The organism is Pseudomonas sp. NFX5 (genome assembly GCF_049132125.1).
GTDB classification, from domain to species: domain Bacteria; phylum Pseudomonadota; class Gammaproteobacteria; order Pseudomonadales; family Pseudomonadaceae; genus Aquipseudomonas; species Aquipseudomonas marginalis.
Genome location: NZ_JAFMZG010000019.1, coordinates 63,984 through 86,741, shown reverse-complemented (window position 1 = coordinate 86,741; position 22,758 = coordinate 63,984). Strand labels below are relative to the sequence as shown.

At 59.7% G+C, this 22,758-nt stretch carries 21 protein-coding genes; 13 read left to right on the top strand and 8 right to left on the bottom strand.

Features of this window, described 5'->3' with window-relative positions; translation table 11 throughout:
* Positions 1-84: 84 nt before the first annotated feature.
* On the bottom strand, positions 85-1,587 hold the full coding sequence (gene ppx / locus J1N02_RS12160) for an exopolyphosphatase (protein ID WP_027608352.1): 1,503 nt from the start codon (positions 1,585-1,587) through the stop codon (positions 85-87).
* Positions 1,588-2,082: 495 nt separating this feature from the next.
* Here ppx and J1N02_RS12155 point away from each other — a divergent pair, with 495 nt between their 5' ends.
* The 5 genes from J1N02_RS12155 to J1N02_RS12135 all read left to right on the top strand — a co-directional run bounded on the left by J1N02_RS12155 (position 2,083) and on the right by J1N02_RS12135 (position 7,358).
* A complete protein-coding gene (locus tag J1N02_RS12155; protein ID WP_081744497.1) occupies positions 2,083-2,742 on the top strand; it encodes a DUF1120 domain-containing protein in 660 nt (219 codons plus the stop codon).
* 83 nt (positions 2,743-2,825) lie between these two features.
* Positions 2,826-3,473 carry a DUF1120 domain-containing protein gene (locus J1N02_RS12150; RefSeq protein WP_158277070.1) on the top strand — a complete coding sequence of 216 codons (648 nt, stop codon included), beginning with the start codon at positions 2,826-2,828 and terminating at the stop codon, positions 3,471-3,473.
* 92 nt (positions 3,474-3,565) lie between these two features.
* Entirely contained in the window at positions 3,566-4,279 is a 714-nt protein-coding gene (locus J1N02_RS12145; RefSeq protein WP_074847951.1) for a fimbria/pilus chaperone family protein, read from the top strand.
* 135 nt (positions 4,280-4,414) lie between these two features.
* On the top strand, positions 4,415-6,793 hold the full coding sequence (locus J1N02_RS12140; protein ID WP_108573431.1) for a fimbria/pilus outer membrane usher protein: 2,379 nt from the start codon (positions 4,415-4,417) through the stop codon (positions 6,791-6,793).
* A gap of 58 nt (positions 6,794-6,851) precedes the next feature.
* Positions 6,852-7,358 (top strand): hypothetical protein, encoded by a 507-nt coding sequence (locus tag J1N02_RS12135; protein ID WP_092355806.1) that lies wholly within the window; start codon positions 6,852-6,854, stop codon positions 7,356-7,358.
* Here the strand turns inward: J1N02_RS12135 and J1N02_RS12130 are convergent.
* The 4 genes from J1N02_RS12130 to J1N02_RS12115 are packed head-to-tail and all read right to left on the bottom strand — an operon-like array spanning position 7,339 to position 10,178.
* Positions 7,339-8,076, bottom strand: coding sequence for an amino acid ABC transporter ATP-binding protein (locus J1N02_RS12130; protein WP_027608358.1), 738 nt, complete (start codon positions 8,074-8,076; stop codon positions 7,339-7,341). The two genes, J1N02_RS12135 and J1N02_RS12130, sit on opposite strands and share 20 nt — an antisense overlap.
* Positions 8,063-8,713, bottom strand: coding sequence for an amino acid ABC transporter permease (locus tag J1N02_RS12125; RefSeq protein ID WP_065938033.1), 651 nt, complete (start codon positions 8,711-8,713; stop codon positions 8,063-8,065). Before J1N02_RS12125 ends, J1N02_RS12130 begins: the two co-directional genes overlap by 14 nt.
* Entirely contained in the window at positions 8,710-9,378 is a 669-nt protein-coding gene (locus J1N02_RS12120; RefSeq protein WP_017736949.1) for an amino acid ABC transporter permease, read from the bottom strand. Before J1N02_RS12120 ends, J1N02_RS12125 begins: the two co-directional genes overlap by 4 nt.
* Positions 9,379-9,392: 14 nt before the next feature.
* Positions 9,393-10,178 carry a transporter substrate-binding domain-containing protein gene (locus J1N02_RS12115; protein WP_092355803.1) on the bottom strand — a complete coding sequence of 262 codons (786 nt, stop codon included), beginning with the start codon at positions 10,176-10,178 and terminating at the stop codon, positions 9,393-9,395.
* A 255-nt stretch (positions 10,179-10,433) separates the two neighbouring features.
* Here J1N02_RS12115 and J1N02_RS12110 point away from each other — a divergent pair, with 255 nt between their 5' ends.
* From J1N02_RS12110 to J1N02_RS12090, 5 genes are all read left to right on the top strand, one after another.
* Positions 10,434-11,129, top strand: a complete 696-nt coding sequence (locus J1N02_RS12110) for a FadR/GntR family transcriptional regulator (protein WP_421147378.1) — start codon at positions 10,434-10,436, stop codon at positions 11,127-11,129.
* A 121-nt stretch (positions 11,130-11,250) separates the two neighbouring features.
* Positions 11,251-11,580, top strand: coding sequence for a thioredoxin TrxA (gene trxA / locus J1N02_RS12105; protein ID WP_015886460.1), 330 nt, complete (start codon positions 11,251-11,253; stop codon positions 11,578-11,580).
* Between the two features lie 234 nt (positions 11,581-11,814).
* On the top strand, positions 11,815-13,074 hold the full coding sequence (rho, locus tag J1N02_RS12100; RefSeq protein WP_003176825.1) for a transcription termination factor Rho: 1,260 nt from the start codon (positions 11,815-11,817) through the stop codon (positions 13,072-13,074).
* 157 nt (positions 13,075-13,231) lie between these two features.
* Entirely contained in the window at positions 13,232-14,698 is a 1,467-nt protein-coding gene (ubiD, locus tag J1N02_RS12095; RefSeq protein ID WP_027608362.1) for a 4-hydroxy-3-polyprenylbenzoate decarboxylase, read from the top strand.
* Positions 14,698-15,666 (top strand): CDP-6-deoxy-delta-3,4-glucoseen reductase, encoded by a 969-nt coding sequence (locus J1N02_RS12090; RefSeq protein WP_027608363.1) that lies wholly within the window; start codon positions 14,698-14,700, stop codon positions 15,664-15,666. The genes ubiD and J1N02_RS12090 overlap by 1 nt, the downstream gene beginning before the upstream one ends.
* A 34-nt stretch (positions 15,667-15,700) precedes the next feature.
* Here J1N02_RS12090 and J1N02_RS12085 read toward each other — a convergent pair whose 3' ends face one another.
* Positions 15,701-16,183: a sn-glycerol-3-phosphate transporter gene (locus J1N02_RS12085; RefSeq protein ID WP_115485522.1), complete on the bottom strand. Its 483-nt coding sequence runs from the start codon at positions 16,181-16,183 to the stop codon at positions 15,701-15,703.
* 329 nt (positions 16,184-16,512) lie between these two features.
* Between J1N02_RS12085 and J1N02_RS12080 the strand changes: the two genes are divergently transcribed.
* Together J1N02_RS12080 and J1N02_RS12075 are read left to right on the top strand one after the other, a co-directional pair.
* Positions 16,513-18,900 (top strand): TonB-dependent receptor plug domain-containing protein, encoded by a 2,388-nt coding sequence (locus tag J1N02_RS12080; RefSeq protein ID WP_092355798.1) that lies wholly within the window; start codon positions 16,513-16,515, stop codon positions 18,898-18,900.
* A gap of 27 nt (positions 18,901-18,927) precedes the next feature.
* Complete coding sequence (locus tag J1N02_RS12075; RefSeq protein WP_065926652.1) at positions 18,928-19,581, top strand: gamma-glutamylcyclotransferase; 654 nt, start codon at positions 18,928-18,930, stop codon at positions 19,579-19,581.
* On the opposite strand, the gene glpT is transcribed toward J1N02_RS12075, so the two are convergent.
* Together glpT and J1N02_RS12065 are read right to left on the bottom strand one after the other, a co-directional pair.
* The gene (glpT, locus tag J1N02_RS12070) at positions 19,578-20,915 is read right to left on the bottom strand and encodes a glycerol-3-phosphate transporter (RefSeq protein ID WP_141156271.1); all 1,338 of its coding nucleotides are present in this window, start codon (positions 20,913-20,915) and stop codon (positions 19,578-19,580) included. The two genes, J1N02_RS12075 and glpT, sit on opposite strands and share 4 nt — an antisense overlap.
* Before the next feature lie 292 nt (positions 20,916-21,207).
* Positions 21,208-22,185 carry an NADPH:quinone oxidoreductase family protein gene (locus J1N02_RS12065; protein ID WP_421147377.1) on the bottom strand — a complete coding sequence of 326 codons (978 nt, stop codon included), beginning with the start codon at positions 22,183-22,185 and terminating at the stop codon, positions 21,208-21,210.
* Between the two features lie 150 nt (positions 22,186-22,335).
* Here J1N02_RS12065 and J1N02_RS12060 point away from each other — a divergent pair, with 150 nt between their 5' ends.
* On the top strand, positions 22,336-22,743 hold the full coding sequence (locus J1N02_RS12060) for a flagellar basal body-associated protein FliL (RefSeq protein WP_027608369.1): 408 nt from the start codon (positions 22,336-22,338) through the stop codon (positions 22,741-22,743).
* Positions 22,744-22,758: the final 15 nt, after the last annotated feature.

Sequence of the window (22,758 nt, the reverse complement as noted above, 5' to 3'; positions counted from 1 at the left end):
CAGTCAAAGTATTCGCGACTGACACACCGTAATCGGGAGCAAGCCCCCTCCCACATTTGTTTTTGCAGTGTTCATGAGATCGGGTTAGCGCAGGTTCAGGCTGAACCCCACCCGCGTCAGCCACTCCGCTTCCTGGGCGAAGTCCGCCTGGGTCAGCTGGTTCTCATCCAGCCAGCCTTTGGGGAACACGACATCCAGGCTGTCGCCATTGGCGCGCAGGGTCACCTGGGGCATCTGCTGGGTGCCACGAATGTGGTGGAACAGGATCGCGAAGCGCAGCAGCACGCACAGGCGGATCAGCTTGATGCCTTCATCGCCGAACTCGGCAAACTTGTCCTTGGGAATATTGCGACGATGGCCGCGCACCAGCAGTGCGAGCATCTGCTGGTCTTCCCGGGAGAAACCCGCCAGGTCGGAGTGCTCGATCAGGTAGGCGCCGTGCTTGTGGTAGTGGTAGTGGGCGATATCCAGGCCCACTTCATGCACCTTGGCCGCCCAGCCGAGCAGTTCGCGCCATACGCCGTCTTCCAGGTCCCAGTCCTCGGCGACCTGATCGAACGCATGCAGTGCTTTACGCTCTACGCGGGCTGCCTGCTCCTGGTCGACGTGATAACGCTCCATCAGCGAGGTGAGCGTGCGTTCACGCACGTCCTCGTGGTGATGGCGGCCCAGCAGGTCATACAGCACACCTTCGCGCAGGGCGCCGTCACAGTGGTCCATGCGTTGCAGTTCGAGGGCGTCGAAGATCGCCTCGAGAATCGCCAGGCCGGCCGGGAAGATGGTGCGACGGTCCGGCTTGATGCCGTCGAAGTCGATCTTCTCGGCATCCCCCAGCTTGAACAGCTTGCGCTTGAGCCACGCCAGGCCTTCGGCGTTGACCTCGCCGGTGCCATGGCCGCCGGCCTTGAGCGCCAGGCCGATGGCACGGATGGTGCCGGACGAGCCGATGGCTTCATCCCAGGTCAGGCGGTGCAAGGCGTGCTCGATGCTCATGATCTCCAAACGCGCTGCCGTATAGGCCTGGGCGTAGCGCGCCGGTGTGATCTTGCCGTCCTTGAAATAGCGTTGGGTATAGCTGACACAGCCCATCTGCAGGCTTTCACGCAGCAGCGGTTCGAAGCGCTGGCCGATGATGAACTCGGTACTGCCACCGCCGATGTCCGCCACCAGGCGCTTGCCGGGGGTATCTGCGAGTGTATGGGACACGCCGAGGTAGATCAGGCGTGCTTCTTCGCGGCCGGAGATGACTTCTACGGGGTGGCCGAGGATTTCCTCGGCGCGACGGATGAATTCGCCCCGGTTACGGGCTTCGCGCAAGGCGTTGGTGCCGACGATTCGCACGGCGCCCAGGGGCATGCCGTTGATCAGCTGTGCAAAACGCTTGAGGCAGTCGAGCCCGCGTTGCATGGATTCTTCATTGAGCTGGCGCTCATCGTCGATCCCGGCAGCCAGTTGCACTTTCTCTCCGAGCCGCTCAAGGATGCGGATTTCGCCGTTCTGGGCCTTGGCCACGACCATGTGAAAGCTGTTGGAGCCCAGGTCGATGGCGGCGATCAGGGACAGATTCTTGGCTTGGGATTGCGGCATGGTTTGGGGGTCTCGGTCGATAACCTTGCCATCGTGCCACGATCGATCGCTGGAGCCAACGCGTAGTAACAGAGGATTTTTCCTCGTATACCTATAAGTGCTTTCTGCGTGGCGCGTAGGACCGGCCCACAAATGATGTATTACAAAGCCAGAAAGCACTGGGTTTTGTACTGGCTATTCTTGGTTTTATTGAGTTTGTCGATAAGTCTTACGCCGTTTTATGTTTGTCCTAACTTGCTGTTTCCCTGTTCGTATACATGGGGTTGTTTTTTAGAGTGGAGATAGGGATCACTCTTACATGAGGTGTCATTTTTTCCGGTTTTATTATTCTCTTGGAATATGAATACTCACGTTCGGCACCTGTCCCGGGTGGTGTTTATAGGTCGGAGCTTCAAGGACGAGATATTCATATGCGCACCAGGCGTGACGCAGGGGAGGTGTTCTGATCATTCAATAACTGGCCAGCCTATGGTCATTACTATGGATGAACGTTAGATGAAGAAGAATTACCCAGTAGTGGCGGGTCTATGCCTCGTCGTTGCGAGCCTGACTGTCCAGGCTGCCGATGTACGTGTAAAAGGCGCGATCGCTCCAGCCAGTTGCAGTTTTACACTCACCCGCTCGGTCATTGACTATGGAACTATTCACCCGAGCAGCCTGAGTCCGACAAGTTATACCAAGCTGGATAAGAAGAGTGTTCCCTATACGGTGAGGTGCAGTGGTCAGTCTAAAATAAAAGTGGGTATCAGGAGCGTTGATAATCGAGCTGGCTCGAGAATACCAGGCATGATGCTGGGGCAGTTTGGCGGGAACTACAAGGATCTCTACAATTTTGGTCTGGGGGCCACTTCCAGGGGGCAAAAAATCGGAGGTTATGTAGTGCACCTTCGAAATTCTGTAGCTGACGGCAAGTCGGTAGGGATTGTTAGCTCGGAAAATAACGGCGTACGATGGGAACCAAACAGTACCCAGGCAGTAGGCCACACTGCCAATATAGCCAGTTGGCGTGCGGGGAATGTGTATGCGCCTATATTGGTTAATGCTGTTTCCGGCAATGTTGAAGTTCAAGCCGTCATCAACAAGACGTCCGAACTTGATATGAGCAACCAGATCAACCTGGACGGCCATTTCACCCTGGAGTTGCGCTACCTCTAGATTTCTCCACATAGGTATCCATGGCGTGCTGACTATGAAGTGTCAATCAGCACGTGTCTCTTTGGCTATTGTCGATGATTGCTATGAAGAAGATTATTTCGTTATCAGGCATGTTTCTCGCTATGTTGGGTTTGAGTGCGCAAGCCGCGGACTTACGAGTGAGAGGCTCCATTGCGCCTGCCAGTTGCAGTTTTACTATTGTTAATTCAACGATAGATTACGGTCGGATCGATCCTAGGTCACTGAGTGCTACTAACTACACCAAACTGGCCAAAAAGGGGACGCCTTACACCGTCAGGTGTGCATCGCCCACGTTTGTTGGTATTAAGACACAGGATAACCGCGCGTCCAGCAAGGTGCGCGGCATGATGGTGAGTCAGTACAATATTACTTATAACGATGATTTCAATTATGGTCTTGGGTTTACCTCGAAGAATGAAAAAATCGGCGGCTACGTGGTTTTCATGGAAAACAACATTGCCGATGGTAAAGCTGTACTGGTTGCGCGGTCTAATAATAATGGCGCGAGTTGGGGGATCACCGATCCTGTCTTGGGGCAGTCAGCCAAGGTTGGAAGTTGGCGTACGAACGCCAGCTATTCGCCGATTAAAATAACCGTCGTCTCGGGGAATTTGAATGTCCAGCCAGTGATCAATAAAACATCTGCGCTGAGCATGAATAACGAAATAAAACTTGATGGCCATACAACCCTGGAATTGGTCTATCTCTAAAAGCTTCCAGGCGATTCAGGTCGGCTTGCAGTCTCTTTGGCGGCAGCCAACCTGATTCGGCGTGTTTCGTTATTGCTGTGAAGGAAGTGTTGATGCTTGTTTCTACAAGAAAAAAATCTATTCTGGCCGGTTGTTTGTGTCTGGGTTTTGTTTTCTGCCGTGCCGCGTATGCAGACGGCATGGAGCCGGAAACAACAGTTGTCATTCTCAATGAGGCGGATGGTGAAGTCAGCATCAATGTCACCAATACGGACCCAAGTCCTGCCTTGCTTCATTCAGTTATCGAAGATATACCGGAAGACCCGGAGCCTTTAGCCGTCATTACTCAGCCCGTTGCGCGTGTCGATAGCGGTGAGCGGCAAATGGTCAGGGTTATGGCAATCAATAAGGAGCCTCTCAAAACCCAACGTTTGAAGCGCATTACGTTTGAAGGTATTCCCCAGGCCCAACCCGGCTCGGGCGCGACAATTGGTATCAGCCTACGGCAAAACCTGCCGCTCATTCTCCACCCCAAAGGTTTACCTCAACATCATGCACCGTGGGAGCTGCTGACCTGGAGCCTTCACGGCAATACCTTGAGCGCACGCAACAACAGCCCCTATGTGGTGCGCCTGGCGGCTGAGGTGGTCTTGAACCCGCAGAAGGTGAATGCGCTTTTGCCGCGTACCTATATCTTGCCGGGCGAAACCCTCAGCGTTGCCGTGGAAAAACGTTCTGCCGCCACGTCGGTCACCCTTATGCCGGCCACGCTCTATGGGTTTTCCGTCGATAGCTACGAGGCTTTGCTCGTAGCGAATCAGCCGTGACCTGCCATGGGAAAAAAAGCCAGCAGGTTTTGTAGCGCCGTACGTGGGCAGCCATCCCGGGCGCCAATAAAACCTGAGGAGGCTTTCAGGCGAAGCGGAATCAGCCTTTCGGTTTGGGCGGCGGTGGTGTCGGGAATGGCCGCTGACGTTTACGCCGCGCCGGCGGCGGTGCTCGGATTTGACCTTGCCACCTTGCAGGCGCGTGGTATCGACCCTTCAGTTGCGCGCTACTTTCAGCAAGCCCCTCGGTTCAGCGAGGGCACGCGCGTCGTCGATTTGACGGTCAACGGTAATCCCATCGGGTTGACTGACGCGCGGTTTAACCATGAAGGCGCGCTGTGTTTCAACCGTGGGCTATTGGATCGGGCGGGACTGCAGATTCCCGCCACGGTGATCGATAAGCAAGTCTCTGCCGCCCAGGCCTGTCATGACTTTATTGCCGAGTATCCGAAAACGGTAGTGACCTTGCGCCCAGGGCGTGAGGAGGTTGTGCTGGTCGTCCCGACCCAGGCGCTGCGCGACATGCAACAAAGCACTGGTCATTACGCCCGGGGAGGTGCAGCGGCGCTGGTCAACTACGATGTCCAAGGCGTCAATGCCCACTCGCGGGGGGATCGAGGGCGCTTTTTATCCGCTTCAACGGAAATGGGTTTCAACGTGGGCAATTGGATCGTCCGCAGTCGTCAGCTCTATCTCTCCAACGATGAGCGTTCGGCGACTGAGCATCTGTATGCATACGCGCAGCGCGATATCGCTCCCTTGGCTTCGACATTTCAGGCAGGCCAGATATCGGCTGATAGCCCCGTGTTCGGTGGTGTTCAACTGATCGGTGCACAGCTGTTTCCTGACGGAATGGAAAACCGCACCAGCAGCAATGGCGTTTTGGTTGAAGGGCGGGCGCGGAGTCAGTCGCGGGTGGAAGTCCGGCAGTCCGGCGCATTGATTTATACCACTCTCGTCCCGGAAGGGCCGTTCACCTTGCGCAATTTGCCACTGCTCAATGGCACCAGCGACCTCGACGTCAGGGTTATCGAAATCAAGGGGGGGCAACACAGTTTTATCGTGCCGGCCGCCTCGTTCCGTGGATCGGTTCCGATTAAATCGGGATATACCGCTGCAATAGGGAAGGTGCGTGATGTGGATCGAAGGGGCGCCGCCGAGCCTCTGTTGGCGATGGCCAGCGGAACGTGGGCGTTAGGGGAGGACGCGGCCCTCAGTTCGGGAGTTCAGGGCACGGACAACTACCACTCGGTGGGCCTGGCGTTGGACAGCAGCTTTGACCAGCGGTTTTCACTGGGATTGCGCAATAACCTTTCCCATGACCGTAAGCAAAAGGTACGCGGTTCGCGTAGCGGCGTTTCGTTTGGCAGTACGCTGCCGGGCAACGTCCAGATGAACTTGAGCGCCACTCGCCAGACCTCGGGTTACCGGGATGTGCTCGAAGCTGTTGGCGGCGAGCCTGGCGAGGTACAGGGGGCGCGCGCCAGGCACCAGTACACGGCAGGCTTCAGTTGGTCAGACCCTCAATTGGGTGGCTTCGCTGTCGGTTATTCCCGTTCGGCTCATTTCGACAATCGTACTTCCCAGCATATCTACGGCGCGTGGAACAAAAACTTCAGGCACGCCAATGTTGCCGTGAGCATTGACTCCCAGGTAGGTGCGTCAGGCGACTCCAGAGACAAAAATGATGGCTTGGGCATGCGCTTGCAGATCACTGTTCCACTGGGCAGTGACCGCTCCGTGACCTCGACGGTTCGACGCCAAGGGCGTCATGCCGGTATCGGTACAGCCTACAGCGAGCGCGTGAATGACACCCTGAACTACGAGTTAAGGGGCGAGCGCGACCTGAGAGGTACCAGCGATCAGTCGGTGGGTGGAACGCTCAACGCGACGTCTCGTTATACCCAGCTCGGCCTGGGGCTCAATCGAGACTCGTCCAGCACGATCTATAGCGGGCAGCTACAAGGCGCCGTGGTTGCTCACGAGCGAGGCCTCACACTGTCTCCCTACCGTGTCGAGGACACTTTCGGTGTGGCGTCGGTGGGGAATATTCCGGGGGCTCGCATCAGTACCCCTCAGGGGCCCGTCTGGACCGACCGCTGGGGAATGGCCGTGATTCCCGGCTTACCCGCTTATCAGGGCAGCCTTGTCGAGGTGGACGGTAAAAGCTTGCCACGCCAGGTTGATCTCAATAATGGCACGAAGATGCTGGAGGTCGGGCGAGGCTCGTTCAGTACGGTCGAGTTTGAAGTCTCGAAGGTTCGCCGGATGCTGGTGCGTGTCCGCGACCCAAGCGGGCAGCCGTTGCCCAAGGGGACGTCGGTGCTTGCCGCCGATAACACGTTCCTGACCACGGTGGTGGGGGACGGAATGATCTTCCTCAACAATATTGAGCATTCCCAGGTACTGACCTTGTCGTCGCCGAATGCGACTCCCTGCAAACTGCAACTCGATCTGGCGGAGCCCAGCTATGACGGCCAACTGTATGAAACCTCCTCAGCGGTCTGTCGTTAAGGCCGCCCTTGTCTCGGGACGCTTTCCAGGCGGGGTTGGATTACTGGCGGGTCTCTTGATGATTGCTGACGTTTCGGCGTCGGAATGCCACCTGTCATTGAGCCGGCCGCAGATCGACTACGGACCGTTGCGCGTCGACACACAGCCCGGACCCCACGGTATTTCCATCGGTAGACGCACGGTGCACCTCAGCGTGGTTTGCCCTGAGGCGGCGGTGATTGCGCTGCGTTTCCGCGGTGCGCCAGCCGATGCGCAGGGTTTCAGTTTTGGCCCTCACGGGCGCTTTGATCTGAGCCTTCGACAGGCATTGCTGGATGGCCAGGCCGTCGAACTGGTGTCGATGCACAACCGCACTGAACGAGACGGGCAGCTGCGCCCCGGCGGTGTGCTGGTGCCACTGAGGGCCGGGCAGCCAATCGCCGGTCGAGTCTTTTCGGCTCAGGTGCAGGTCGATACCTATCTAGCGGGCACCCACCCCGCCGTGCGCGATAAAACCCTGCTGGAGGGGGGAGGCCGTTTCGAAATGGTGCCCGATGGCTGGGCGGTCAGGCGTGCGCTTCGGTAGTGCCGATGAAGTTCGCCAACTCAGCAGTCTGCGGGTTGGCAAACAGCACCTTCGGATCGCCGACTTCATGCACTTTGCCTTGGTGCATGAACACCAGCTTGTCGCCCACTTCCCGGGCGAAGCGCATTTCGTGCGTCACCATGATCAAGGTCATGCCGTCCTTGGCCAGTTGGCGCACCACGCTGAGTACTTCATTGACCAGCTCCGGGTCCAGGGCCGAGGTGATTTCATCGCACAGCAGCACCTTGGGCGACATGGCCAGGGCGCGGGCGATGGCAACGCGTTGCTGCTGGCCGCCGGACAGGCGATCGGGGAAAGCGTCGAATTTCTCGCCCAGGCCCACGCGTTCCAGCATTTGCCTGGCCAGTTGTGCTGCCTTGGCCTTGGGCACTTTCTGCACCACTTGCGGTGCGAGCATGACGTTTTCGCCCACGGTCAGGTGCGGGAACAGGTTGAACTGCTGGAACACCATGCCGACTTTCTGCCGCAGGCTGCGCAGGTCGGCGCGGGCGGCGTCGAGGTATTCGCCATCCACCTCGATCACGCCGTCGTTGATCGATTCCAGGCCATTGAGGGTGCGCAGCAAGGTGGACTTGCCCGAGCCGCTGCGGCCGATGATTGCCACGACCTGGCCTTCTTCAACGGTCAGGTCGATGCCCTTGAGGACGTGGTGATCGCCGTAATACTTATGCAGGGCGGAAATTCTAAGCAGAGGCATGCAGTCTCCTTTCCAGGTAGCGCGCACTGAGGGACAAGGGGTAGCAGAGCAGGAAGTAACCGAGGGCCACCAGGCCGTAGACCATGAAGGGCTCGAAGGTGGCGTTGGCGAGCATGCCGCCGGTCTTGGTCAGTTCGGTAAAGCCGATGATTGAAGTGACGGCGGTGCCTTTGACCACCTGCACCGAGAAGCCCACGGTAGGCGCCACGGCGATCCGCAGGGCCTGGGGCAGGATCACGTAGCGCAGTTGTTCAAGCGGATTCAGCGCCAGGCTGGCCGATGCTTCCCACTGGCCATGGGCGATGGAGTCGACGCAGCCGCGCCAGATTTCGGCGAGGTAGGCGCTGGTAAACAGCGTCAAGGCGATCGCGGCCGCCAGCCAGGGCGAAATATCCACGCCGAGCAGGGCAATGCCGAAAAAAACCAGGAACAGCTGCATCAACAACGGGGTGCCCTGGAACAGTTCGATATAGGTGCGCGCAACATTGCGCGCGAATGCCTTGCGGCTGATGCGCAGGGTCATCACCAGCAAGCCGATCAGGCCGCCGCCGATAAACGCCACGATCGACAGCAACAGCGTCCACTGCAGGCCCGTAAGCAGGTTGCGCACGATGTCCCAGAAGGAAAAATCACTCATCGGCTGTTCCTCATCACAAAGCGGCGGCCGATCCAGTTGAGCAACTGGCGAATCATCAACGCCATGCACAGGTACACCAGGGTGGTCAGGGCATAGGTTTCGAACGCGCGGAAATTGCGTGACTGGATAAAGTTGGCGGCAAAGCTCAGCTCCTCGGTGGCGATCTGCGAACACACCGCCGAACCGAGCATCACGATGATGATCTGGCTGCTCAAGGCAGGCCACACCTTGCCCAGCGCCGGCAGCAGCACCACATGGCGAAACGCTTCGAAACGCGTCATCGCCAGCGCGGCGGCGGCTTCCAGTTGCCCGCGCGGGATGGCCTGGATGCCGGCGCGGATGATCTCCGTGGAGTAGGCCCCCAGGTTGATCACCATCGCCAATACGGCTGCTTGCCACTCGGTGATTTTCAATCCCAGGGAGGGCAGGCCGAAGAAGATGAAGAACAACTGCACCAGGAACGGCGTGTTGCGGATCAACTCGACATACACCCCGAAGAACCAGGCAAAGGGCTGGATCTTCCACGCCCGCACCACGGCGCCGACAGTGCCCAGGGCGACGCCCAGGATTGCGCCGATAGCCGTCAGCTCAAGGGTGAACAGCGCGCCGCGCAACAGCAGATCGGTATTGGCCAGCACCGGCACAAAGTCGAATTGATAGGCCATCAATCAGCTCCGCTTCAGAGATCAGCAGGCAATGGCTCTTTGAGCCACTGCATCGCGTTCTTTTCCAGGCTGCCATCGGCCTTGGCCGCGACCAGGATCTGGTTGACCTTCTCCAGAAGCGCCGGCTCGTTCTTGTTCACGCCCACGTACACCGGCGAGTCCTTGAGCTTCACTTTCAGCGCCGGCACGCGTTTCGGGCTGCGCTCGCTGATCGCCACCATGACCACGTTGCCGCTGGCGATCAGGTCGACCTGGCCGGCCAGGTAGGCCGCGATGGTGGAGTTGTTGTCTTCGAAGCGCTTGATGATGGCTTCCTTCGGTGCTACGGCGGTCAGCTCGATGTCTTCGATGGCGCCACGGGTCACGCTGATGGTCTTGCCCTTGAGGTCGTCGGTGCTGCTGATGGCGGCATCAGGCGGGCCGAACACGGCCAGGTAGAACGGTGCGTAGGCCTTGGAGAAGTCGATGACCTTTTCGCGCTCGGGGTTCTTGCCCAGGCTGGAGATCACCAGGTCGACCTTGCCGGTGGTGAGGAACGGGATGCGGTTGGTGCTGTTGACCGGGGTCAGCTCCAGCTTGACCTTGAGTTGGTCGGCCAGCAGTTTGGCGGTGTCGATGTCCAGGCCGCGGGGTTTCATGTCGGGGCCGACCGAGCCGAACGGTGGGAAGTCCTGGGGCACGGCGACCTTGAGGGTGCCACGGGCGACGATATCGTCCAGACCGTTGGCCTGGGCGGGTGCCTGGCTCAGCATCAGGCTGGCAAACAGGGCAGTGAGCAGGGCGCTGTAGCGCTTGGTCATGGCAACTCTCCGAGAAGGGCGAAGGAATTTTCTGGATTTGCTCAGTGCACAGCCCATGCCAGTACTGCGCGGACCGTCTGCGAGGCGCGAGTTTGTTGAGCTTTGGTGGTCTTACTGGTCTGAACAGCTGTGCGGGTTTTCGCACCCTTTTCGAGCGTCGGTAAAACTGCGCGAGCCCCTTTGGGGCGTGGCTTGCCGTGGCTCCTGAATAGCTTTACAACTAGCCGCTCTGTTGACGCAAATCTTGAGTTTTTTATGAATTCCATCGCCCAAGCCGTACCGGAAGCGGCCCTGCAGGCCATCCGCAAACTGATCAAGGAGCAAGGCTTCGGGCCGGGCGATGCACTGCCGTCCCAGCGCGACCTGGCGGTGCAGTTGGGCGTCAGTCGGGCGTCGCTGCGCGAGGCGCTGTCGTCCTTGAGCGCCTTGGGTGTGGTCAGTGTGCAGCCGGGCAAAGGTGTGTTCGTACAGGCGGTTGAGGATGCGCCGGGCTTTGCCTGGCCTTTTGCAGCCCAGGCCACGCCGCTCGATATCTTCCAGTTGCGCTATGCGCTGGAAGGGTTTGCGGCGGGTTTGGCGGCGGTCACGCTGACGATCGATGAGCTGGACAGCCTGGAAGACAACGTCGAAGCGATGCGCAAGGTGCTCAAGGCCGGTGACTTCGAAGCAGCCGCGCGGCTGGACTTCGAGTTCCACCAGCGCATCCTGTTGGCCAGTGGCAACCAGGCAATGGTGAGCATCCTGAGTGCCCGTGCCGAGGTGTTTCTGGAAAGCCAGAAACTACCGTTCATCCGGCCGGAGCGGGCCATGGAAACCTGGCAGGAACATCGCAAGATCCTGCGCGCCCTGGCCCGGCGGGCCAGTGCGTCGGCGCAGAAAAACATGCAGGAACACGTACGCAACGCGGCGTTGCGCACGGGGATTGCCTTCGTGACTCCTGTTGCGCCCTGAGTTGGGCTATGCGCAAACTCATGCGCCATCATAGGAAGACTCAATCAGAGGCGACTTCCTGAACGGGGGAAGGGCGGCTATGATGGGCAACGTTTTTTTTGCTTACAATCCGGAGACATCCATGAGCAACGATCTTATCAAGCACGTCACCGACGCGACCTTTGAGGCCGAAGTACTCAAGGCTGCTGGCCCGGTGCTGGTTGACTACTGGGCTGAATGGTGTGGCCCTTGCAAAATGATCGCTCCGGTCCTGGACGACATTGCAACCACCTACGAAGGCAAGCTGACCATTGCCAAGCTGAACATCGACGACAACCAGGAAACCCCGGCCAAGCATGGCGTGCGCGGTATTCCTACGCTGATGCTGTTCAAGAACGGCAACGTCGAAGCCACCAAGGTGGGCGCGCTGTCGAAGTCCCAGCTGCAAGCTTTCCTCGACGCCAACATCTAAGCGTCGTCAAAAAGCCCCGCAAATAGCGGGGCTTTTTCGTGAAACAGGGCTAGACGCTCCGAAACTCAGGTGGTACATTCGGCCCCGCACTGGTTTCTCCACTGCCCCCTGCAAGCCGTCGCCGACGCATTCCTTTTCGATTAGTACGCGATCCTGTCGCCTTCTCCGCGGCGCGGCCTCATTAAGCCAAAAGCTTAATTTCCCCCCCTCCATAAATGATTACGTCATTCCTATATGAATCTGACTGAACTCAAGCAAAAGCCGATTACCGACCTGCTCCAACTGGCCGAAGAAATGGGCATAGAAAATATGGCCCGTTCGCGCAAGCAGGACGTGATTTTCTCCCTGCTGAAAAAGCACGCGAAAAGCGGCGAGGAAATCTCCGGTGATGGCGTGCTGGAGATTCTCCAGGACGGCTTCGGCTTCCTCCGCTCTGCAGACGCCTCCTATCTCGCCGGCCCAGACGACATCTATGTCTCGCCGAGCCAGATCCGTCGCTTCAACTTGCGCACCGGTGACACCATCGTTGGCAAGATCCGCCCACCGAAGGAAGGCGAGCGGTACTTCGCCCTGCTCAAGGTCGATACGATCAACTTCGATCGTCCCGAGAACGCGAAAAACAAGATTCTCTTCGAGAACCTGACGCCGCTGTTCCCGACCGTGCGCATGAAGATGGAAGCCGGTAACGGTTCCACCGAAGACCTGACCGGTCGCGTGATCGACCTGTGTGCCCCGATCGGCAAAGGCCAGCGTGGCCTGATCGTCGCCCCGCCGAAAGCCGGTAAGACCATCATGCTGCAGAACATTGCAGCGAACATCGCACGTAACAATCCTGAAGTTCACCTGATCGTATTGTTGATCGATGAGCGTCCGGAAGAGGTCACCGAAATGCAGCGCACCGTGCGCGGCGAAGTGGTTGCCTCGACGTTCGATGAGCCGCCGACCCGCCACGTGCAGGTTGCCGAAATGGTGATCGAGAAGGCCAAGCGCCTGGTCGAACACAAGAAGGACGTGGTGATCCTGCTCGACTCCATCACCCGTCTGGCCCGTGCCTACAACACCGTGATCCCGAGCTCCGGCAAGGTCCTCACCGGTGGTGTCGATGCCCACGCCCTGGAGAAACCGAAGCGTTTCTTCGGCGCCGCGCGGAACATCGAAGAAGGCGGCTCGCTGACCATTATCGCCACCGCACTGGTTGAAACCGGTTCGAAGATGGACGAAGTGATCTACGAAGAGTTCAAGGGTACCGGCAACATGGAACTGCCCCTGGACCGTCGCATCGCGGAAAAACGCGTGTTCCCGGCGATCAACATCAACCGCTCCGGCACCCGCCGCGAAGAGTTGCTGACCGCCGACGACGAACTGCAGCGCATGTGGATCCTGCGCAAGCTGCTGCACCCGATGGACGAAGTGGCAGCCATCGAGTTCCTGATCGACAAGTTGAAAACCACCAAGACCAACGACGAGTTCTTCCTGTCGATGAAACGTAAGTAATCACGACGTTTCAGGTCCGAAGAAATGGCGCCCCCAGGGGCGCCATTTTTTTTGTGTCGGTTTTTCGGTCCCTGCAACGGCCAAATGCACCTCGATAAGCTGCCAGCAGCCCTCAGAGCAGGTAGGATGTACGCCTATTTTACGGGTGGCATGGTTAATGAAATTCAAGGATCTTCGGGATTTCGTGCAGCAACTTGAGCAGCGCGGAGAGTTGAAACGTATCCAGATGCCGATTTCACCGGTGCTGGAAATGACTGAGATTTGCGACCGCACCTTGCGTAACAAGGGCCCGGCGCTGCTGTTCGAGAACCCGACCGGTTTTGACATACCGGTGCTCGGCAACCTGTTCGGTACCCCCGAGCGTGTGGCCTTTGGCATGGGCGCCGAGGCGGTCAGCGAATTGCGCGAGATCGGCAAGCTGCTGGCGTTCCTCAAGGAACCCGAGCCGCCCAAGGGCTTGAAGGATGCCTGGTCGAAGCTGCCGATCTTCCGCAAGATCATTGCCATGGCACCCAAGGTGGTCAAGGACGCGGTGTGCCAGGAAGTGGTCATCGAAGGCGATGATGTCGATCTGGCCATGCTGCCGGTGCAAACCTGCTGGCCCGGCGATGTCGGCCCGCTGATCACCTGGGGCCTGACCGTCACCAAGGGCCCGAACAAGGACCGCCAGAACCTGGGTATTTACCGTCAGCAAGTGATTGGCCGCAACAAGGTGATCATGCGTTGGCTGAGCCACCGTGGCGGTGCCTTGGACTTCCGTGAATGGTGCGAGAAGCACCCCGGCAAGCCGTTCCCGGTCTCCGTGGCCCTGGGCGCCGACCCTGCGACCATCCTCGGCGCCGTGACCCCGGTGCCCGACAGCCTGTCCGAATACGCCTTCGCCGGGTTATTGCGTGGCAACCGTACCGAACTGGTGAAGTGCCGTGGCAACGACCTGCAGGTACCGGCCACCGCCGAAATCATCCTGGAAGGCGTGATTCACCCCGGCGAGATGGCCGATGAAGGCCCTTACGGCGACCACACCGGCTATTACAACGAAGTCGACAGCTTCCCAGTGTTCACCGTGGAGCGCATCACCCATCGAATCAAGCCGATCTACCACAGCACCTACACCGGCCGTCCGCCGGATGAGCCGGCGATTCTGGGTGTGGCGCTGAACGAAGTGTTCGTGCCGATCCTGCAGAAGCAATTCCCGGAAATCACCGACTTCTACCTGCCGCCGGAAGGCTGCTCGTATCGCATGGCCATCGTGACCATGAAGAAGTCGTATCCCGGCCATGCCAAGCGGGTCATGCTGGGTGTGTGGTCGTTTTTGCGACAGTTCATGTACACCAAGTTCGTTATCGTCACCGACGACGACATCAATGCCCGGGACTGGAACGATGTGATCTGGGCCATCACCACGCGCATGGACCCCAAGCGCGACACGGTGATGATCGACAACACGCCGATCGACTACCTCGACTTCGCGTCGCCGGTGTCGGGCCTGGGCTCGAAGATGGGCCTGGACGCTACCCACAAATGGCCGGGTGAAACGACCCGCGAGTGGGGCCGGGTGATCGTCAAGGATGAGGCCGTCACGGCACGTGTCGATGCGATTTGGAAAGAATTGGGAATAGATTGATGCGTGTAACCCTGCAACCTTCCGGCGCCGTGCTGGAGCTGGTCCCCGGCGAGCGAATCCTCGAAGGCGCGCGCCGCCTGGGCTACGAATGCCCCCAGGCGTGTCGCAATGGCGTGTGCCACGTGTGCGCCGCACTGCTGGTGGAGGGCCGGGTGCAGCAAGCCGGTGAGGTTCGCGACCATGGCGAGTTCTACACCTGCATCGCCGAGCCGCTGGAAGATTGCATTGTGTTGTGGGATGGCGTGCTGGCGCCGGGAGAGTTGCCGTTGCGCAAGTTGTCGTGCCAATTGAGTGAGTGCGTGGAAGTGGGCGGAGATGTGTGGCGCGTGCGCCTGCGGGCCCCGGCCGGCAAGGCGGTGCGTTACCACGCCGGGCAATACCTGATGATCGAGCGGGAGAATGGCGAGAAGTCGGCATTTTCCCTGGCGTCGGCGCCCCACGCCGGTCGCGAGCTGGAACTGCATGTACTGGCCCGCGAGGACAGCGCGCGCAACTTGCTGGAACAATTGCAGCGCAACCAGATGGCGCGCATCGAGCTGCCCTTTGGCGACACCCACCTGGCCGAGCTGCCGGACGGGCCATTGGTGCTGATCGCCGCCGGGACCGGCATGGCGCAGATGCACAGCCTGATCGAGCATTGCCGCGCGTCCGGCTTCAAGCACCCGGTGCACCTGTACTGGGGCGTGCGGCGCCCGGAAGATTTCTACGAGATCGAGCACTGGGACCAATGGCGGCAACTGCCCAATCTGTTCCTGCACAAGGTGGTCAGCGACCTGTGTGGCTGGGAAGGGCGCTGCGGCCTGCTGCATGAAGCGGTGTGCGAAGACATTGCCGACCTCAAGGTGGTGCATGTCTACGCCAGCGGTTCACCGGCGATGATCTACGGCACGCTGGATGCACTGGTCGATGCCGGCATGGATGCGCACCAGATGCGCGCCGACGTATTCGCCTACGCCCCGCGGCCCTGACGCAACGGAACGGTGGAACGGGGCATGCGCACGCTCAGAAACGTACTCCGGTCGTCACCATCGCCGCATTGAACCCCAGCAGCACCAGTTCCGCCGCCACCGGCCCGTAATGGGTGCCTACCGACGGGATGATCACCGGCGCCACACCGAAACGGTTGAGGGGGATCTTGTCGCGGTATTTGCCGCGATAGCCCTGGATCGCCCCGCCTGTGACCTTCAGGTACACCGCAGAGTCGGCCATCTCATAGCGCTTGCCTGCATAGGCGTAGTAAGAGCGCTGGCTGAACGAGTTGCGAAACGTCGCACCGCCATACACCAATCCTGATGCCTCATTGCGCTCCAGGCCGATCAGGTCCTGGTTGTTGTTGTGGTCTTTGTCCGGCGCGAAGTGCCGGGTATAGACGCTGGTCTGCGCGTACCAGAAGCCTTTGTCATCCTCGGCAGGCGGTGTTTCGCCAGCCAGTGCGGTGGTGGCCTGGGCCAGGAACAGCAGGCCAGGCAGTCGAAATTTCTTCATGGGTGCGACCTCGATAGGCGGTTTGATGGGCGGCTAGGTGGGTCGTGATGTGCGCGCCAGTTTGACGGTTTGGCGTGCTCCCAGGCTGAACCGGGCCTGAAAGTAGCGGGATTGCCCTGTGTAATCCTGACGAAAGGGGCATCGGGCTTATGCATTCGCTTATGCTTTAAAGGTATTTAATTTGTTACATAAATATCTTTAAGCTATATCTCAACGGACTACCGATTTTCTTCCAATAACCATTAACTGACCGCCACCGCCCGCCAGCCGGATCGATCTTGCGAACTCAGAACACTGACGTTCTGATTCTTGATTCAAAGGGGAGCGGTATGGGGAGCTACACGCAACACGCGCTGTACACAGCGATTTTGTCGGCTAATTTGCTGGCCGCTGTGGGCTTCAATCCTGTCCTGGCGGCCGAAGCGCCCGCCACCGATGCACCCAAACTCGACACCGTGATCGTCACCGGCACCCGCGCCCAGGAGCGTACCGCCAGTGCTTCGCTGTCTCCGATCGATGTGATTTCCGGCGATAGCCTGCGCAGCACGGGCTCTGATGAGTTGGGGGCGGTGCTGGCGCGCCTGATTCCGTCGATCAACTTCCCGCGCCCAAGCCTGGTGGATGGCGCCGAGCTGGTGCGCCCCGCGCAGTTGCGCGGCCTGTCGCCCGATCAGGTGCTGGTGCTGGTCAACGGCAAGCGCCGCCACACCAGTGCCTTCGTCAACCTGGGCGGCGCGGTGGGCCGTGGGTCGGCACCGGCGGACCTGAATGCGATCCCGCTGTCGGCGGTGGACCATATCGAAGTGCTGCGTGACGGTGCTTCCGCGCGCTACGGCTCGGATGCGATTGCCGGGGTGATCAACGTGATCCTCAAGCACGCCGACCATGGCGGTTCGATCTCCACCAAATTCGGCGAATACAAGAAGGGCGATGGTATCCAGCGCAATGTCAGCGGCAATACCGGCCTGGCACTGGGCGACAACGGTTTTATCAACCTGTCGGCCGAGGGTGCCGATAACGATTACACCAACCGTGCCGGTAAAGACTTCCGGCCTGGCAGCGTTGGCTCTACCACTTACGGCCAGCAGGTGTTCCGCCAGGGTGAGCCGGCCACCAATGAAGGCAAGTTCCAGTTCAACTCCGAATACGCCTTCAACGATGCGGCTGAGCTCTACACCTTCGGCGGCTACAGCAAGCGGCGCGGCGAGACGGCGGCGTTCTACCGGGCGAGCAATGCGTCCAACAACATCCCGGCGCTCAACCCCAACGGTTACCTGCCGCTGATCAAGGGCAACCTTGAAGACACCTCATTGGTGGTGGGCCTGCGCGGTTTGCTGGCCTACGACTGGCATTACGACCTGTCGGCCAACTATGGCAAGAACCAGTACGCACTCAGCACCGAAACCATCAATACCTCCCTGGGCCTGGCCACGCCGCGCAAATTCGACAACGGCACCCTGAGCAACGACCAGAAGCAAGTCAGCCTGGACCTGTCCCGCGAGTTCGACGTGGGCTGGCTGCCTTACCCGGTGTCCGTGGCGTTTGGCGGTGAATACCTGCACCAGGGTTATGAAATCGAGGCGGGCGAGCCGGCCTCCTACTACCAGACCGGCAGCTCTGGCCTGGGTGGTTTCCGTGATGCCGACGCGGGCACCAGCACGCGCCACAACTGGGCCCAGTACCTGGACCTGGAAACCAACTTCACCGAAAAACTCAGTGCTTCGGCGGCGGTGCGCCACGAGGACTACAGCGATTTTGGCTCGAATGTCAGTGGCTCGCTCTCAGCCCGTTATGACTTCACCCCGCAGGTGGCCGTGCGCGGCAGTGTTTCCAACGGTTTCCGCGCGCCGTCCCTGGCCCAGCAGAACTTCGCCTACACCTCATCGCAGCTGATCGGCAGCACCATCCAGGAAGCCGGCACGTTCCCGGCCAACAGCCAGGTGGCGCGTTTGCTCGGCGCCGAAGACCTCAAGGCCGAGAAGTCGCGCAACTACAGCCTTGGGCTGGTGCTGGAGCCGGCCGATGACCTGACGGTGACGGTGGATGTGTACCGCATCGACATCCGTGACCGTATCAGCCTGTCGTCCAACCTCGGTATAAACGCGGCGACGCGCGCCTATTTGCAGGCCAACGGTGTTGGCAATATCGACTACACCACCGCCCGCTACTTCACTAACGCCACCGACACCAGCACCGACGGCGTCGACCTGGTCGCCAACTATCGTTACCAGTTCGACAGCGGCATCCGCTGGAACAGCACCGTGGGCTACAACTACAACCACACCAAGGTGACGGACGTGAAGGCCAACCCGGCCATCCTCGACAGCCTGGGCGCGAACCTGGTGCGTGTGGACCGCCGCGAGCGCATCGGTTTGCTGGGGGATACCACGCCGCAGCACAAGCTGAGCCTGGGTAACGACTTCACTTACGGCCGTTGGGCCCTGCACAGCAACCTGGTGCGCTATGGTGAATTCACCAGCTACCAGGCGGACAAGGTCAACGACCAGACCTTCAAGGCCGCCTGGGTGCTGGACCTGTCGGCGGACTACAGGCTGAAGAACTGGACCTTCACCCTGGGCGGCGACAACGTCACCGATAAATACCCGGAGAAGGTCAACGCCTTCGCCAGCAGTGGGGGCAACCTGGCCTATAGCACTTTTTCGCCGTACGGTTACAGCGGCGCGTTTTATTACGGTAAAGTTGCTTACAACTGGTAACACACAGGAGGCGCACCGCTTTTCGCCATGACCGCCATTGAATCCGATCTTCTGCAATTGGCTTACCCTCCGCGGCTCGATCTGGGGCCGCAACTCACTCACGAACAGTTAATGAGCTCGATGCAGGCCACCATGGGCCGGCACAAGGGTGGCCCGGTCTGGCTATTTGCGTATGGTTCGCTGATCTGGCGCCCGGAATGTTCGTCGACTGAGCGGGTGCGGGCACGGGTCCACGGTTATCACCGGGGTTTGTACCTGTGGTCCCACGAGCATCGGGGCACGCCGGAGTTGCCGGGCCTGGTCTTTGGCCTGGATCGCGGAGGCTCGTGCAGCGGCTTTGCCTACCGCTTGCCGGAAGATCAACTGGAGGCTTCGCTTTACGCCTTGTGGCAGCGCGAGATGCCTTACCCGTCCTACCGGCCGCACTGGCTCAGTTGCCGCCTTGAAGATGGCAGCCAGGTGCAGGCGTTGGGGTTTGTGTTGGAACGGCACTTGCCCAGCTACGCCGGCAACCTGCCCGATATCGTGCTGAACCATGTGCTGCAAAGCGCTTGCGGGCGTTACGGCACCACTCGCGATTACGTCGAGCAGACCGTCAACGCCCTGCGTAGCCACGCCATGCCAGATAAAAACCTGGAGGCGCGGCTCAAGCGTTGTGCCAAGGATTGCTCAGGCGATTAACGCGCCGAGCTGACGCTGTTGGTGTGCCACAGCGTTGGGATCAGGAACGCGATGGCCAGCAGGCACGCGCCGATCAGCAGCACGAAACCACCGTCCCAGCCAAAATGGTCCACGGTGTAGCCCATGGCCGCACTGGCTGCCACCGAACCGCCCAGGTAGCCGAACAGACCGGTGAAGCCCGCAGCCGTACCGGCGGCTTTCTTCGGTGCCAGTTCCAGCGCCTGCAGGCCGATCAGCATCACCGGGCCGTAGATCAAAAAGCCGATCGAGATCAGCGCGATCATGTCGACCATCGGGTTGCCCGGCGGGTTGAGCCAGTACACCAGGGTCGCCACGGTCACCAGCGCCATGAACACGATGCCGGTCAGGCCACGGTTGCCACGGAAGATCTTGTCCGACATCCAGCCGCACAGCAGCGTGCCCGGAATACCTGCCCATTCGTAGAAGAAGTACGCCCAGGACGATTTATCCACCGTGAAGTGCTTGGCTTCCTTGAGGTAGGTCGGCGCCCAGTCCAGTACGCCGTAGCGCAGCAGGTAGACGAACACGTTGGCGAAGGCGATGTACCAGAGCATTTTGTTGCGCAGCACGTACTTGACGAAGATTTCCTTGGCGCTGAATTCGTCTTCGTGGCTGGCGTCGTAGCCTTCCGGGTAATCATTCTTGTACTGCTCGATCGGCGGCAGGCCCACCGATTGCGGGGTGTCGCGCATGGTGATGAAGGCAAATGCCGCCACCGCCAAGGCCACCGTGGCCGGTACGTAGAACGCCGCATGCCAGTCGTTGAACCAGGCCATGCCCAGCAGGAACAGCGGGCCGATCAGGCCGCCGCCGACGTTGTGCGCCACGTTCCACACCGACACCACGCCGCCGCGTTCTTTCTGCGACCACCAGTGCACCATGGTCCGGCCACTGGGCGGCCAGCCCATGCCCTGGGCCCAGCCGTTGATGAACAGCAAAATGAACATCATGGTCACGCTGGACGTCGCCCAAGGCGCGAAACCGAAAATGAACATCACCCCGGCTGAAACCAGCAGGCCGAAGGGCAGGAAGTAACGCGGGTTGGAGCGGTCGGACACCAGGCCCATGAGGAACTTGGACAGGCCATAGGCGATCGCGATGGCCGACATCGCCAGGCCCAGCTCACCCCGGGTGTAACCCTCGTCGATCAGGTAGGGCATGGCCAGGGAGAAGTTTTTGCGCAGCAGGTAATACCCTGCATAACCGAAGAAAATACCGGCGAAGATCTGCCAGCGCAGCCGTCGGTAGGTACTGTCGATTTTTTCTTCAGGCAGAGACGCCTGGTGTGCGGCAGGACGAAAGAAAGCAAACATTCAAGAGCTCCAAATTTCTTGTTTTGACTGCGGATGCGAATGTTACAGTTTCGTTACCGAAAATAGCATTGCCTCTTATGCGCAAACACAGGAAATGAGAGCAATTGCATGTTCTCTTATGAACATGTCGCTAATAGATAAGTGGTGGTCGCTCAGCGTTTATCAGACCAATGGAGAACAAATGTGGGAGGGGGCTTGCCCCCGATAGCGGTAGGTCAGCCAGCTTATCTGTAGCTGACCCACTGCCATCGGGGGCAAGCCCCCTCCCACATTTGATTGCATTTCAGGTCGGTCAGCGGGTTCGAACGACCACCTTGCCCACCGCCTTGCGTTGGCCCAGGTCATTAATCGCCTGGGCAGCCTGTTCCAGCGGATACACCTGCGACACCAACGGCTTGAGCTTGCCCTCACCGTACCAAGTGAACAGTTGCTGGAAGTTCGCCGCATTGTCCTGGGGCTGGCGCTGGGCAAACGAACCCCAGAACACCCCGACCACCGCCGCACCCTTGAGCAGCGCCAGGTTCACCGGCAGCTCCGGGATGCGCCCGCTGGCAAAACCCACCACCAGCAGGCGGCCGTTCCAGGCAATCGCGCGGATGGCCTGGTCAAACAGGTCGCCGCCCACCGGGTCGTAGATCACATCGGCGCCGTTACCGTCGGTCAGGCGCTTGATTTCATCCTTGAGGCTGGCTTCGTTGTAGTTGATCAGTTCATCGGCGCCGGCGGCCTTGGCCACGGCGAGTTTGTCGGCACTGCTCGCGGCGGCGATCACCCGCGCCCCCATGGCCTTGCCGATTTCCACGGCGGCCAGGCCCACGCCGCCGGAAGCACCGAGCACCAGCAGGGTTTCGCCGGGTTGCAGGTTGGCGCGTTGTTTCAGCGCGTGCATGGAGGTGCCGTAGGTCATGCTGAAGGCGGCGGCGGTGTTGAAGTCCATGGTCGGCGGGATCGGCAGCACGTTGTAGCCTGGCACCGCGACCTGTTCGGCAAAGCTGCCCCAGCCGGTCAGTGCCATGACCCGGTCGCCGACTTTCAGGTGGCTGACCTTTTCCCCGACTTCGCTGACCACCCCCGATGCCTCGCCACCCGGCGAGAACGGGAAGGGCGGCTTGAACTGGTACTTACCCTCGATGATCAGGGTGTCGGGGAAGTTGACCCCGGCGGCATGCACGTCCAGCAGGATTTCGTTCTTCTTGATCGTGGGGCTTGCGACGTCTTCCAGCACCAGGGTTTCGGCGGGGCCGAAGGCTTTGCACAGCACAGCTTTCATCGGGCTATTCCTTTTGGTGTCGTGGCCGATAAGTGTAGGAGGGTAGGCCTGTGGGTCAACGAGCATGCTCGGCCCTGATAAGTCGCCATAAGCTTGTGCTCTGCCTTGCTAGCGTTATGCTACCCGGCAACCGAATGTGAGGAATGAACTGTGAAAGCGTGGATCCTATTGATGCTGGCCCTGACCTTGCCGATGGCAGCCCAGGCCGAAGAAGCCAAAGAAGGCGAGGCGCCGAAGGTCAGCTATATCAGCCTGAGCCCGCCGTTCGTGGGTAACTACGGCCTGGATGGCACAGCCAAGCTCAAAGTGTTCAAGGCCGACATCGCCCTGCGCGTGACCGGCGAAGAAGCCGCCAAAGCGGTCAAGGCCAACGACGCATTGATCCGTAACCAGTTGGTCGCGCTGTTCACCCAGCAGACCAATGAGGCCATGAGCACGGTCGACGGCAAGGAGAAGCTGCGCCAGGAAGCCCTCAAGCAAACCCAGCAAGTGATGAACGACGAGACGGGCAAGCCCATGGTGGAAGACCTGCTGTTCAATAACCTGATCATTCAGTAATCAGCCTGGCTTGCG